Source organism: Arthrobacter gallicola (assembly GCF_014836775.1).
Lineage (GTDB): Bacteria > Actinomycetota > Actinomycetes > Actinomycetales > Micrococcaceae > Arthrobacter_B > Arthrobacter_B gallicola.
The window spans coordinates 139,549-151,565 of record NZ_JACSQD010000004.1; the positions used below are offsets into that span (position 1 = coordinate 139,549).

Consider the following 12,017-nt stretch of genomic DNA (forward strand, 5'->3'; position numbering starts at 1 on the left):
GCCGATAAGCCGGGCGGGGCTGGCCAGGAGGATGGCCGGGGTTGGGCAGACCGGGGCAGGGGCTGGGCAGGCCGGGGCCCGTCAGCAGCTTTTAGCTTTCGCGGGGCTTACGGTCGGCGTCGATCGCCACGTCCGGGTTTGCGTCCAGCATGGAATCTTCGGCCTGGGAGTCGTCCAGCTCGGCGCGGTTGCGTGTCGGCGGAGTCTTTTCGCTGAACCGGCTCTGGATGCTGCGGGCAGCGGCGTCGCGCATGTCCCGGAAGAACAGGTAGGTGACGCACCAAGCCAGAATGGCCGCGACCAGGGCGGAGAGCACTATTCCAAGCTGCAGGAACAGCCCGGCAATGAAGAAGACGACCACCAGACCAAGGCGGAGAGCGGTAAATTTCCAGAAAGCCACGGCCCTATTCTACGGGTAGTGCCAGGGAACGGTTTCCAGGTAATTAGGGCGTTCAGGAGGTTCCCGGGATTCGCCGGGCCGGGCCGCAGCGGTCTCCTCTACAATTGGGGGCATGCCCCGCTTCGTACTCATCGGCGTCATTGTCGTCGCAGTCTTGATCATCTACTCGCTCATTGACTGCATCATGTCCAAAGCCCACGAAGTGCGCAGCATCTCGAAGACTGCCTGGCTCTTCACGATCGTGCTTCTGCCGGTCCTGGGCGCCATCCTGTGGTTCCTCTTTGGGCGCCCGATGCATGGTCCGGAGCCAAAACCGCGGGCCACCCGGCACCCCACCGCCCCCGATGACGACCCCGAGTTCCTGCGGAACCTGGAAATCCGCCGCCGGCAGAAGGCGAAGGAAGAGGAACTCAAGCGCCGCGAACAGGAGCTCGCCGACAGGGAGAAGCGTGCCCGCCAGAAGAACGACGACGAAACTCCCAGCCCTTAGCCACCAAGCACCAGGTCTGCTGCCCCGTCCCGGATTTCTCCGGGGCGGGGCATTTTGCTGGTCGGAAGGTTTCAGCAGGGAGGGGGACGGCGCTTACCCCGTTTCCCTCCCCATAGGAACTTCCAGCCCGGGGTTCCCACACTTCGTTACCTGTGTGAAAAGTGAGACCACACCAGTCACAGGGAAAACACTGGGTGGGAACAATGGTCGCCTGGCCCGTCTGTCGGGTCTCGGCCGGCCAGATCGAGGAAACGCGTCCCAGAGGCCCACCCCGTCCCCACACACCCCGCACCGCCACGAAACCAAAAGGCCCCGCCCCGGAACGCGTCCGGGGCGGGGCCTTGGTCAGCACCAGCAGAGAGGCTAGACGCCGGAGTAGCTGTGCAGACCGGAGAAGAAGACGTTCACGATCGTGAAGTTGAAGACCACGCAGAGGTAGCCGACGATTGACAGCCACGCAGCACGGGTTCCGGTCCAGCCGCGGGTGGCCCGGGCGTGCAGGTAACCGGCGTAGACAACCCAGATCACGAAGGTCCAGACTTCCTTGGTGTCCCAGCCCCAGTAACGGCCCCAGGCCTGTTCGGCCCAGACGGAACCGGCCATCAGGGTGAACGTCCACAGCACGAATGCCACGGCGTTGATGCGGTAGGAGAAGGTTTCCAGCGACTGGGCGGAGGGAACGATCTTCAGGAAGGCCAGGCGTTCGCGGCCGCCGGCACGGACCTTGGCTTCGCGGTCCGCCTGCAGCAGCTGCAGGACCGACATAGCGAAGGTCAGGGTGAACAGTGCGGAGGCAATCACGGCAACGGAGACGTGGATGATCAGCCAGTAGCTCTGCAGTGCGGGGATCAGGTGGCCCACCGGGGTGGGGAAACCGATGGTTGCTGCCATCATCATGATCAGCACCAGGCCGATAACGAACGTGCCCAGGAACCGCAGGTCACGGCGCAGCAGGACGAGCAGGAAGACAACGGCAACGACCATCGCGCCGGTGGTGCAGAACTCGTACATGTTGCCCCAGGGCACGCGGTGCGCGGCCAGGCCGCGCATCACGACGGCGGCGACATGGATGAGCGTTCCCAGCACCGTCAGGGCGACGGCGATGCGGGCGGCGTTGCGCCGTTCCCCGGTGTAACCCATGGCATCATCGGCGGTGAGGGCAGCACCGCTGGTGTCCCAGTTGCGGTTCGAGCCCTCCGGCCCGGAAGGAGCACCCGCCGAGACCATGGCCTTTTCCGCCGGGACCGCTGCCTGCAGCGCACCGGCCTTCTGGTCAATGGCACGGAGCGTTTTACTGCTCTTGGCCAGGTCCCAGGTGAAAGCCAGGAACGCCACCGTGTAGGTGAACGCGGCCAGCAGCATAAAGAGGTCGCTGTACTCAGCGAGCTGGTAGTCGATGGAGGGCATTAGTCGTCCTTACCTGATTCTTCCGTGCGTCCGGTGCTGCCGGCCACTGATGCGTCGGCCAGGGTGTCCGGGCCGTCCTTCCGCGGAGCGGCCCCGGCCGCCATCCACTTCTTTTCCAGCAGGTTGCGCAAAGCTTCGGCTTCGGTTTCCAGGCGGGCGTCTTCGCCGCGCGCCAGCAGACCGTACTCGACCATTATGCGGCCATCATCGTTCGTTCCCGTACGGACCCACACCCGGCGGCGGGCCAGGAACAGTGATGCGCTGAGTCCGGTCAGGCTGAGCACGGCAAAAATGAGCACTGCGTACTTGGCCGGATCGTAGTGGATGTCCAGTGCGGCATAACGCAGAAGGCCGTCAAAGCTGATGGACCCCTTGCCGTCCGGGAGGTCCTGGATCTGGTTCATTGCCAGGACAATGCCGCCGGAGTCCAGGTCACGGTTGTTCAAGGGCGTCAGGCCCTCTGTGTCCAGGACGAAGACGTTGCCCGGGACGCCGTCGTCCAGTCCCAGGTCCCCGTAGTAGGAGTTGAGGTTCAGCTGCGGGTTGGCCGGGTCCGGGTCGCCGGAGAAGGACACGCCGTTGCCGTCGATCAGCGCGGTGGGCAGGAAGAACCCGACGAACCCCAGCTGATCCGGTTTCGCGTCCGGGGCCTTGATCACCATCAAGGAGGTGTACACACCGTCAGTGGGGACACCGACAACCGGCCCCTGGAAGGCGATGTTGCCCTCGCCGTCGCGCACGGTCACTACGGGAGCGTAGCCGTTGCCGACGAGGAAGACCCGGGTTCCGCCGATGGTCAGCGGTTCGTTGACCTTGAGGGTCTCCGTCCGCGGCTCATCATTCGGATCCTCCTTGACCGTCACGGAAGCGGTGAAGTCAAGCGGCTGGACCTTGCCGGTGCTGCTCTGCCGGTCGAAGGTGACGTCGAAATCATCCAGGGTGATCGAATACGGGGCCAGCTGCGACTCGGTGAAATTCGTGCCGGGGCTGAAGGTGTCATAGCCGACCAGTGTGTTCACAAAGGTTTCGCCTTCAACGACCACGCGCTGCCCGTTGTAACCGAACAGCCCGCCCACGGCGATTGAACCCAGCACACCGATCAGGCACACGTGGAAAACCAGGTTTCCGGTTTCCTTGGCGAAGCCGCGCTCGGCAGCGACGGAGGGCCGGTCGGTCTCCAGGTCGCGGGCCTCTACCCGGTAGCCGCGTTTGCGGAGCAGCTGCGCAGCGTCTTTGGCTGCTTCGGCTGCCGTCAGGCCGGCACCGGCCGGGACGGCGAGCGTGCCGTATTCGGGGAGCCGGGAGAGGTTCTTCGGGGTCCGCGGCGGCTTGGAGCGCAGCGCTTTCCAGTGGACCTTGGCCCGGGGAATCACACAGCCGATCAGGGAGATAAACAGCAGCAGGTAGATCGCCGAGAACCAGGCGGAGGAGTACACATCAAACAGCTGGAACCGGTCAAGCCACGGGCCGGTGCCCGGGTTGTCCTGGATGTACTGCGTAACCGATGCCGGGTTGGCCGGACGCTGCGGGAACAGCGAGCCGGGCACCGCGGCGACGGCAAGCAGCAGAAGCAGGAACAGTGCGGTACGCATGCTGGTGAGCTGGGTCCACGCCCAGCGCAGCGTGCCAACCAGCCCGAGGGCCGGCAGGGCGACATCGTCGCGCTGGCGTCCGCGTTTCGTCTTGCCGCCCTGCGCCGGCGCGGAGTCAGGCGTATCCGGGGGCAGGGTCTGCGTCTTTTCGCTGTCCGGTTCAGGTTTCAACTGGTTCTCATTGTTCTCTGGGGACTGGTTCCGGGGGTCCGGCGGACTCGGGGCATCGTTGAGGTCATCAAATCGGCAAGGTCACACTATCCACCCAGCCTTGGAGTTCATTGATCCAAAGCGTCCACACGCCGGTGGCCATCAGCAGGCCGAGGACGATCAGCATGCCGCCGCCGAAGCGCTGCATGGCGACCCGGTGGCGGCGGAAGAAGGAAAGGGCGCCCATGCCGCGGCGGAATCCCAGGGCGATGAACAGGAAGGGCAGACCCAATCCAAGGCAGTAGACAAAGGTAAGCAGTGCGCCCTTGGCCGCAGAGGCATCGTCACCGGAGAAGGAGAGCAGCTGCACCGCCGAAAGCGTCGGCCCCATGCAGGGTGCCCAGCCAAGACCGAAGGTGACACCCAGCAGCGGTGCTCCCCAGAGTCCGGCGGGCGGCTTCGCTTCGATCTTGCGGTCCCGCTGGAACCAGGACAGCCCGCCCATAAAAATAACGCCCATCAGGATAATGAGCACACCCAGCAGCTGCGGGATCCAGGCCTGGTCCGCGCCGCGGAGCCAGGCTCCGAGCTGCCCGATTCCGGCGCCGATGGCGACGAAGACCACGGAGAAGCCCAGCACAAACAGCCCGATCCCGGTGAGCATCCGCCCGCGGCGCTGGTTCTCCAGGTCCACCCCGGAAAGTCCCGTGACGTATCCCAGGTAGCCGGGCACCAGGGGCAGGATGCACGGCGAGAGGAAGGACACCAGCCCAGCGAGGGCGGCAACGGGGATGGCGAGCAGCATCGATCCGTTGAGGATCGTTTCCGCGAACACATTCGCCGCCGGCAAAGCTGCGGCGGGCAAGGCTGCGGACAGGAGGACGGTGGGCACAGCTGCTACGCGGCCAACGCGTCGCTGATCAGGGCCTTCAGTGTGCCCTTGTCTGCCAGGCCAAGAATCCTGGCGGCGACTCTGCCCTCACGGTCCAGGACCAGTGTGGTCGGCACGGCCTGCGGCGGAACAAAGCGGGTCATGGCCAGAAGCACGTCCCCGTTCCGGTCCTCGAAGCTGGGGTACGGAATGGCGAAGTTCCGTTCGAAGGCCTCGGCTGTCCGGGCTTCATCACGGACATTCACCCCGTAGAAACGCGCTCCCTCTGAGGCGAAGGTCTCATGGAGTTCCACCAGGTCCGGCGCTTCCTTGCGGCACGGAGCGCACGCGGCGTACCAGAAGTTAAGGACGACGACGTCGCCGGCCCAGTCAGCGGCGCTGACTTTCGTGCCGTCAAACAGAGTGCCGGTCAGCTCCACCGGCTCACCGCGGTCCGAAGCGGCGTATTCGGTGACGGAGCCGTCTCCGGCAATGTAGTTCTTGTTGTCGCCTGCTTTCGCCTGCTCGGCCAGCGGATCGTCCGCCGTGCATCCTGCCAGGGCGGCAGCCAGCGGCACGCCAACGGCCAGCCCGGCGCCGATCCGCAGAAAGGATCTGCGGTGCATGGCACCAGCCTGGTTTTCGCTCTCAGATTTCTTCAAGGACATCCAGCTTTCATCGCGGCAGGGGGCGGCCACTTCTACAACGCGTAGTAATTGTATTATGCGCCGGGGATGTTAGCCGCACCGGGCAGCAGGTCTGCGGACGGCTCGGCGTACCGGACGCCGGTGAGCTGTCCGCCGTCGAAGTCCAGTGTGGTGACCGAGGTCAACGTGCATTCCCGGTTGCGGGGATCATGCCAGAGCCGGCGGCCTTCGGCGGCCAGCCGGGTAACCCAGATCGGCAGCTGGTGACTGACCAGCACAGCCTCAGAATCCTCGCCGCCCAGTTCCAGGGCACGGATGCGTGCATCCTCAACGGCTGCCATAACGCGCTGCACCTGGGCGGCGTACGGCTCACCCCAGGAAGGCTTTATGGGGTTGCGCAGCAGCGGCCAGTACTTCGGATTACGGAGCCGGCTCTTGACGCCGGAGAGCCCTTCGAAACGGTTCTCGGCCTCCAGGATCCGTTCATCGGTGACGATCTCCAGGCCGAGTGCAGCGGCAATGGGGGCAGCCGTCTCCTGCGCACGGGTCAGCGGCGAGGCCACCACCTGCACCAGCTTGGCGCCGCTGTTCTGCTGCTCCTGGAAATAGGCAGCTACGCGGCGGGCCATCTCCTGGCCCAGGTCTGACAGGTGGAACTCGGGCAGACGGCCATACAAAACACCGTCCGGGTTGAAGACTTCGCCGTGACGGACTAGGTGAATTGAGGCTCGGGACATAACGACAAGTCTCGCAGAGACCCGTGGGAAGAATAAAACTTCACAAACACTTGAACCTTTGAGCAATCCATGGCAAGCTTGATGCAAATGCATCTACTGGTAGCGTTGCAAACGCAGCACTGCCGTCTATCACAGGAGAAAAAACATGATCCCCACCGGTCTTAACGCAGGCACCTGGAACCTCGACTCTTCCCACAGCGAGGTCGGATTCACCGTCCGTCACGCCGGCATCAGCAAGGTCCGCGGCAGCTTTGACAAGGTCACGTCCGTCCTGGAGGTCGGAGAAAGCCTGAGCGATTCGAAGCTCAGCGCCGTGATCGACGCCGCGTCCTTCAACTCCAACGACGCCAACCGCGACGCGCACATCAAGAGCGCAGACTTCTTCGACGTCGAGCAGTTCCCGGAACTGACCTTCACCGCCACGAAGGTTGAAGGTTCGGGCGAGAACTACAAGGTCTCCGGCGATCTGACCATCAAGGGCATCACCCACCCGGTCACGCTGGACGTCGAGTTCAACGGCGTTGCCGTTGACCCGTTCGGTGCCACGCGTGCCGGCTTCTCCGGCAGCACCTCCATCAGCCGCAAGGAATTCGGCCTGACCTGGAACGCCGCACTCGAAACCGGCGGCGTACTGGTTGGTGACAAGGTCACCATCAACCTGGACGTTGCTTTCGTCGCAGCGTAAGTACCCCGCTTCACTGCGTAAGGCCCGGAACGCCCAGACGGCGTACCGGGCCTTACGCATACCCGCTTACCCTCCGCCCACCTTCCCTGCCTGCTTTACCGGTGCCCGGTTCGCCCGAACCGGGTACCGGTGCAGGTGTCCCAGGTCTCCCGGATGGCACGGAGGGATAGACTGGACCTGACTTCGCAGACGGGGGATCTGCCCTATGGTCAGCACCATCCGGTACGAATCCTCCCGCAGACCATCCACACGGCAGGCGGCTGACATGACCACTCCCAACTCCCCCGATTCCCACGAGCCCGACCGTCCGGAGGGAACGCCTGCTGGCGGTCCTGGCCCGGACGCGGCTCCCGGAGGCACCCCCAGCCCGGACAGCGGGCAGCCCCCGCAGCGTCCCCAGCCGCGGTACGGGCAGTACAGCCAGCCCGAGCAGCCCCCTGCACCGCCCCATGCCGGCCAGCAGCCGGGCGCCTATGGTCAGCAGTCCGGCCAGCCGGGCACCTTCGGCCAGGGGCAGCAATATGGCCAGGGCCAGTACGGCCCGGGAACCGGGCAGGCAGGCCAGCAGCCCGGCCCCTACGGTCAGGGGCAGTACGGTCAGGGGCAGTACGGTCAGACGCCGTACGGCTACCAGGCCGCCCAGCCCTCGGGTTATGCCTACCCCGGTGGACCGGCCGCTCAGTCCGGGCCCAAGGGACCGCCCCCGCGTGAAGTGATGATGGGCTTCTGGCTGATCCTCGCTGCCGGGGTGCTGGCCTTCATTAACAACCTGGTCACATCCTTCAACCTTCCGGATCTGCTCACCCCGGCCCAGATCCAGGACCTGCGGCAGGCGAACATCGACGTCCAGGACATCAGCGGATTTATGGTGACTTTCTCGGTCGTCATCGCCCTGATTGGTTTGGGCCTGTACGTCCTGATCGCCCTGTTCGTGCGCAAGGGCCACAACTGGGCACGCATCGTGGGGACGGTCTTCGCCGCACTTTCCTTCTTCGGCCTGCTGGTATCCCTCCCGGCCTACTTCACGTCCGCACTCGGACTGCTGTCCCTGCTGTCCACGTTGCTTGGCATCGCGGGCATCGTCATGCTCTATCTGAAGCCCAGCAACGCCTACTTCCAGCGCCAACAGTTCAACCCGTACCGCCCTTACTAGCCGCCTGTAACAATCTCGCTAAAGGCAGCGCAGGTTCACTGCCTCAGTGGTCACAGCACGGAGCCGGAGACGTAGCGTTTAATGCTCCACGAAGGGCCTGCAGACCCTTCGTGGAGCACCACTTCCCGCTCTCCTGAAGGCGGCTACGACTATGACGATTCCCCCTGCAGCACCCAACTCCCCCAGTGCAGGCCCCAATCCCCCGGCTTCACGGGCAGCGCACCTGCGCAGCGGATTCCGAGGGAACGGGAACCGTGCTGATTCCTCCGCGGGGCAGGAGCTCCCGGCCCACGCGTTAACGGAAGAGAGCCGGGGACGGGCGTGGCGGCCATGGCCGGGCACCGCGCTCCGGCAGGCCCTCCACGGACGGTCCGCTTCCCGGCGGCGGTCAGCAGCAGACCACAGGTCCTCCGAGCAGGACCTCACTGCATCCGAACCGGCGGGGCACCCCTCCAGCGGGCTCGCTCCGGATCCTGGACCGGGATCGTCCACGGGCGCTGCTGCAGCATCCGCCACCGGAGCTGTTCCGGATCCAACCACAGACCAGCACCGGCATAACCCTTGGCCGCTTGCCCAGCCGGCTGCCAAGCTGCCACCCAGGCCACAGCATCCCCCGGCTCCTGCGCCGGAACCTCCCCGACGGCTGCCGGACCGCCGGATCAGGCGCAAAGCCCCATTCGCTGTCCATGCCGGCGCCTGGCTCATAGCCGCGGCAGGTGTCCTGATCCTGGTCGTGGGGCTTAGGGCGGCCCTGGACCCGGCCAGGCCTTTCCCTGAAGCTGCCATTCAACTCCAGCAGCTGAAGGTGCCGCCTGAATCTGTGCTCGCGGTGGCAAGGGTCGCGGATGCGGCGCTCGCGGTCGTAACGTTCGGCCTCTACCTTTTCCTGGCGACCCTGGTCCGCGAAGGAAGAAACTGGGCCAGGGTGTGCTGCTGCCTGCTGATCACCGCGTCCCTGTTCCTGGGGATCAGAGACAACCTGGCACAGCATGTCGGGGCCGCGCTGCTCGCCGGTGCCGGGGTGGGACTGCTGTTCCTGCCGCGCGCTGCCCGCTACTTCGCGAGGCGCCGGTCCGGTCCGCAGCCGCTGGGTTAGGCACTCAGCGGAGGATCCTGGCCTGGGCGTCCGTGGCGAGCGCGGACACCTGAGCCCGCTGGGCGTGATAGGCCAGAATCTGCAGCTCCGTTGCCATGTCGACCTTGCGGATCTGCACCTCGGCCGGAGCCTGCAGGACCACCGGAGCAAAACTCAGGATGCTCGTGATCCCGGCCGCCACCAGGCGGTCGCACATACCCTGGGCGGCTTCGGCGGGAACGGCCAGTACAGCCATATTGGCCCTGGTCTTTTCCAGGATGCTCTCCATAGCCTCCACCGGACTGATCCTGAGCCAGCCGACCTCCTGGCCAACCGCCATCTGATCGGCGTCAAACAGGGCCACCACTTCAAATCCGCGGGACCCGAATCCGGGGTACCCCGCAAGGGCCCGGCCCAAATGCCCGGCACCCACAATTGCCACCCGCCAGTCCAGGGTGAGGCCCAGGGCTGCCGAGATCTGTCCGCTCAGGTACGGGACGTCGTAGCCGACGCCGCGGGTTCCGTAGGAGCCCAGGTAGGAGAGGTCCTTCCGCAGCTTGGGGGAATTGACCCCGGCGGCCTCAGCCAGCTCCTCGGAGGAGACCCGCTCGATTCCCTCTGTCATCATGGTGCCGAGTACCCGCAGGTACACGGTCAGGCGGGCGAGGGATGCCGGAGGGATGTGCCGCCCGTGGCCGGACGCCGCCGGGCGGACCAGGTCACGCTCATCCGGAATACTCACTTCTGCAACTCCGTCTGTCCTCAGCACCGGTCGGTCCCTGCGGACCGCCGGTCCGGTAATGTCCCACTCTAGGACTGTGCACGCCGCCTGACCAAGTGTGTTTTACCATCCGGACTCCGTGTGCGGCAGCGTGTTACGCGGCCAGCAGGCGCCGGAGCCGGGCCTCATCGATCTGCCAGAAGTCACGCTGCACCCCATCGATCATCAGTACCGGGATCTCCTCCGCGAAGCGTTCCAAAAGGTCCCCTTCCTGCTCGATGGACCTTTCCTGCCAGGGAATTCCGAGGTCCTCAGAGACCCGGCCAAGGACCTCCCTGGCTTCTTCGCAGAGGTGGCAGCCGGGGCGGGTGAGCAGGAGAAGGTCGGGAACCGCACGGGCAGACTCGGGATCATTCATGAGAACAAAGATAGTCCCCTGCGCGGCACGTCCGCGCGTGGCATGTGTTTTTCAGTAGACTCAATGCATGCCCCGTTCCCGTGCCGTCCGAGCCGCTGATTCACCGGCCGCGGCAGGTACGCCGGGAGAAGCAGCGTTTTTCGACGTCGACAACACCCTGATGCGCGGCGCCAGCCTGTTCCATGTGGCGCGCAAAATGTACCAGCGCCGGGTCTTCACTCTCCGCGAGGCCGCCGGTTTCGCCACCAAACAGCTGCGGTTTATGCTCCAGGGCGAGAACCTCAAGGACGTCCACAGCGTGCGCGACGCCGCCCTGGCCTTCGCGACCGGACTCGCGGCCGAGGACGTCCGGACGCTTGGCGAAGAGGTCTACGACGAGATGATCGTTTCCAAGATCTGGCCCGGAACCCGCGCCCTGACCGAACAGCACATGAAGGCCGGGCGCCCCGTCTGGCTGGTCACGGGAACACCCGTGGAGGTGGCGTCGGTGATCGCCAGCAGGCTGTCCCTGACCGGGGCGCTTGGCACGGTCAGCGAGGTGACCGACGGGCTCTACACCGGACGCCTGGTCGGCGAATTCCTGCACGGTCCGGCCAAAGCAGAGGGTGTCCGGCTGCTGGCGAGCCAGGAAGGGCTGGACCTCTCACGCTGCTGGGCCTACAGCGATTCCTTCAACGACGTTCCGCTCCTGTCCCTTGTTGGCCACCCCGTGGCCATCAATCCCGATGCACGCCTGCGCCGGCACGCCCGCGAACACAACTGGCCGGTCTATGATTTCCGCTCGGGCCGCCGGGCCGCCACTTTCGGGCTGAAGACGGCATCGGTGGCCGGAGCCGCGTACGGCCTGTGGCGGGGGTTTTCCTGGGTCCGTTCCCGCTGATGCGCCGCGCCCGCAGCCGGCACCGGAGCACCCGCCTCTGTCCTCGCTTCAGACGGCGTTAAAAAGCTGAAGCCCGCCTGATCCTTTTCGGATGGCGGGCTTCTGCGGCACTAAGAAGAATCTACTTCTTATTACGGCGCTGGTGACGGGTCTTGCGAAGCAGCTTGCGGTGCTTCTTCTTGGCCATACGCTTGCGGCGCTTCTTAATAACTGAACCCACAGAGTCCTCACAAACTGAAATAGGAGCCATGCCGGTCCCGGGGCCGGAGGCCTAACGGCCCGCACAGCTTCGGTTCCGGCAGATACTAGCCATGATTGAAACGTTCCTTAACAGGGTACCGCCTCCGCGCTGCCATTCCGGACAGCGCCAGGGCGCACCCGCGGCCGGTTACAGCCGGCAGACTCAGGCCGTGCCGGACTGGCGGTCGATCACGGCGTTGCGCAGAACCTGCTCCACCGCAGATTCCGGAACGCGGTAAGACCGTCCGAAACGGACTGCCGGAAGTTCTCCGGAATGTACCAGCCGGTAAACGGTCATCTTGGACACACGCATGACATCCGCAACCTCTGACACCGTCAGAAACCGCACGTCCGAGAAATTGCTCTCGTCTGCCATTGATCTACTGTTCCTTCGTTCGGGAAGCAACCTGCGCCTGATATGACCACGGCCCGGAACTCCGCGGTCTGCGGTGTTCCCTGATCCGTTCGTCCTACAGCCGGCGGCGTGTCGCCTTGATGACCATCTAGTGACCGTCTAGCACTCTACTCTAGTGGCCAGAGTAACCATAGTG

The 12,017-nt window shown here is 65.0% G+C and carries 15 protein-coding genes; 5 read left to right on the forward strand and 10 right to left on the reverse strand.

The window, feature by feature from the left end; genetic code table 11:
- Positions 1-91 precede the first annotated feature (91 nt).
- Complete coding sequence (locus H9639_RS10105) at positions 92-400, reverse strand: DUF4229 domain-containing protein (protein ID WP_191807964.1); 309 nt, start codon at positions 398-400, stop codon at positions 92-94.
- 112 nt (positions 401-512) lie between these two features.
- Here H9639_RS10105 and H9639_RS10110 point away from each other — a divergent pair, with 112 nt between their 5' ends.
- A complete protein-coding gene (locus H9639_RS10110) occupies positions 513-890 on the forward strand; it encodes a PLD nuclease N-terminal domain-containing protein (protein ID WP_191807965.1) in 378 nt (125 codons plus the stop codon).
- Between the two features lie 363 nt (positions 891-1,253).
- On the opposite strand, the gene ccsB is transcribed toward H9639_RS10110, so the two are convergent.
- The 5 genes from ccsB to H9639_RS10135 form a co-directional block, all read right to left on the reverse strand.
- Positions 1,254-2,297 (reverse strand): c-type cytochrome biogenesis protein CcsB, encoded by a 1,044-nt coding sequence (ccsB, locus tag H9639_RS10115; protein WP_191807966.1) that lies wholly within the window; start codon positions 2,295-2,297, stop codon positions 1,254-1,256.
- Positions 2,297-4,024 (reverse strand): cytochrome c biogenesis protein ResB, encoded by a 1,728-nt coding sequence (resB, locus tag H9639_RS10120; protein WP_404799749.1) that lies wholly within the window; start codon positions 4,022-4,024, stop codon positions 2,297-2,299. The genes ccsB and resB overlap by 1 nt, the downstream gene beginning before the upstream one ends.
- A gap of 103 nt (positions 4,025-4,127) precedes the next feature.
- On the reverse strand, positions 4,128-4,844 hold the full coding sequence (locus tag H9639_RS10125) for a cytochrome c biogenesis CcdA family protein (RefSeq protein WP_191808139.1): 717 nt from the start codon (positions 4,842-4,844) through the stop codon (positions 4,128-4,130).
- Between the two features lie 92 nt (positions 4,845-4,936).
- Complete coding sequence (locus tag H9639_RS10130) at positions 4,937-5,536, reverse strand: TlpA family protein disulfide reductase (RefSeq protein WP_191807967.1); 600 nt, start codon at positions 5,534-5,536, stop codon at positions 4,937-4,939.
- 95 nt (positions 5,537-5,631) lie between these two features.
- Positions 5,632-6,294: a histidine phosphatase family protein gene (locus H9639_RS10135; RefSeq protein WP_191807968.1), complete on the reverse strand. Its 663-nt coding sequence runs from the start codon at positions 6,292-6,294 to the stop codon at positions 5,632-5,634.
- Between the two features lie 145 nt (positions 6,295-6,439).
- Between H9639_RS10135 and H9639_RS10140 the strand changes: the two genes are divergently transcribed.
- The 3 genes from H9639_RS10140 (at position 6,440) to H9639_RS10150 (ending at position 9,228) form a co-directional block, all read left to right on the forward strand.
- Complete coding sequence (locus tag H9639_RS10140) at positions 6,440-6,979, forward strand: YceI family protein (protein ID WP_191807969.1); 540 nt, start codon at positions 6,440-6,442, stop codon at positions 6,977-6,979.
- Positions 6,980-7,244: 265 nt separating this feature from the next.
- The gene (locus H9639_RS10145; RefSeq protein ID WP_191807970.1) at positions 7,245-8,132 is read left to right on the forward strand and encodes a hypothetical protein; all 888 of its coding nucleotides are present in this window, start codon (positions 7,245-7,247) and stop codon (positions 8,130-8,132) included.
- Between the two features lie 805 nt (positions 8,133-8,937).
- Complete coding sequence (locus H9639_RS10150) at positions 8,938-9,228, forward strand: hypothetical protein (protein WP_191807971.1); 291 nt, start codon at positions 8,938-8,940, stop codon at positions 9,226-9,228.
- A gap of 4 nt (positions 9,229-9,232) precedes the next feature.
- On the opposite strand, the gene H9639_RS10155 is transcribed toward H9639_RS10150, so the two are convergent.
- Together H9639_RS10155 and H9639_RS10160 are read right to left on the reverse strand one after the other, a co-directional pair.
- Positions 9,233-9,949: a redox-sensing transcriptional repressor Rex gene (locus H9639_RS10155; RefSeq protein WP_191807972.1), complete on the reverse strand. Its 717-nt coding sequence runs from the start codon at positions 9,947-9,949 to the stop codon at positions 9,233-9,235.
- A 133-nt stretch (positions 9,950-10,082) separates the two neighbouring features.
- Positions 10,083-10,346 carry a glutaredoxin family protein gene (locus tag H9639_RS10160; RefSeq protein WP_191807973.1) on the reverse strand — a complete coding sequence of 88 codons (264 nt, stop codon included), beginning with the start codon at positions 10,344-10,346 and terminating at the stop codon, positions 10,083-10,085.
- Between the two features lie 67 nt (positions 10,347-10,413).
- Here H9639_RS10160 and H9639_RS10165 point away from each other — a divergent pair, with 67 nt between their 5' ends.
- Positions 10,414-11,226, forward strand: coding sequence for an HAD family hydrolase (locus tag H9639_RS10165; protein ID WP_191807974.1), 813 nt, complete (start codon positions 10,414-10,416; stop codon positions 11,224-11,226).
- A 121-nt stretch (positions 11,227-11,347) separates the two neighbouring features.
- On the opposite strand, the gene H9639_RS10170 is transcribed toward H9639_RS10165, so the two are convergent.
- On the reverse strand, positions 11,348-11,446 hold the full coding sequence (locus H9639_RS10170; RefSeq protein WP_003792170.1) for a 30S ribosomal protein bS22: 99 nt from the start codon (positions 11,444-11,446) through the stop codon (positions 11,348-11,350).
- Between the two features lie 183 nt (positions 11,447-11,629).
- Entirely contained in the window at positions 11,630-11,842 is a 213-nt protein-coding gene (locus H9639_RS10175; protein ID WP_191807975.1) for a helix-turn-helix domain-containing protein, read from the reverse strand.
- Between the last annotated feature and the right edge of the window lie 175 nt (positions 11,843-12,017).

What these genes read in the sequence shown, in the direction of transcription:
- H9639_RS10110 (WP_191807965.1), top strand. Translation starts at nt 513, where the DNA reads ATGCCCCGCTTCGTACTCATCGGCGTCATTGTCGTCGCAGTCTTGATC.
- ccsB (WP_191807966.1), bottom strand. Translation starts at nt 2,297, where the DNA reads ATGCCCTCCATCGACTACCAGCTCGCTGAGTACAGCGACCTCTTTATG.
- H9639_RS10125 (WP_191808139.1), bottom strand. Translation starts at nt 4,844, where the DNA reads ATGCTGCTCGCCATCCCCGTTGCCGCCCTCGCTGGGCTGGTGTCCTTC.
- H9639_RS10130 (WP_191807967.1), bottom strand. Translation starts at nt 5,536, where the DNA reads ATGCACCGCAGATCCTTTCTGCGGATCGGCGCCGGGCTGGCCGTTGGC.
- H9639_RS10135 (WP_191807968.1), bottom strand. Translation starts at nt 6,294, where the DNA reads ATGTCCCGAGCCTCAATTCACCTAGTCCGTCACGGCGAAGTCTTCAAC.
- H9639_RS10140 (WP_191807969.1), top strand. Translation starts at nt 6,440, where the DNA reads ATGATCCCCACCGGTCTTAACGCAGGCACCTGGAACCTCGACTCTTCC.
- H9639_RS10145 (WP_191807970.1), top strand. Translation starts at nt 7,245, where the DNA reads ATGACCACTCCCAACTCCCCCGATTCCCACGAGCCCGACCGTCCGGAG.
- H9639_RS10160 (WP_191807973.1), bottom strand. Translation starts at nt 10,346, where the DNA reads ATGAATGATCCCGAGTCTGCCCGTGCGGTTCCCGACCTTCTCCTGCTC.
- H9639_RS10165 (WP_191807974.1), top strand. Translation starts at nt 10,414, where the DNA reads ATGCCCCGTTCCCGTGCCGTCCGAGCCGCTGATTCACCGGCCGCGGCA.
- H9639_RS10175 (WP_191807975.1), bottom strand. Translation starts at nt 11,842, where the DNA reads ATGGCAGACGAGAGCAATTTCTCGGACGTGCGGTTTCTGACGGTGTCA.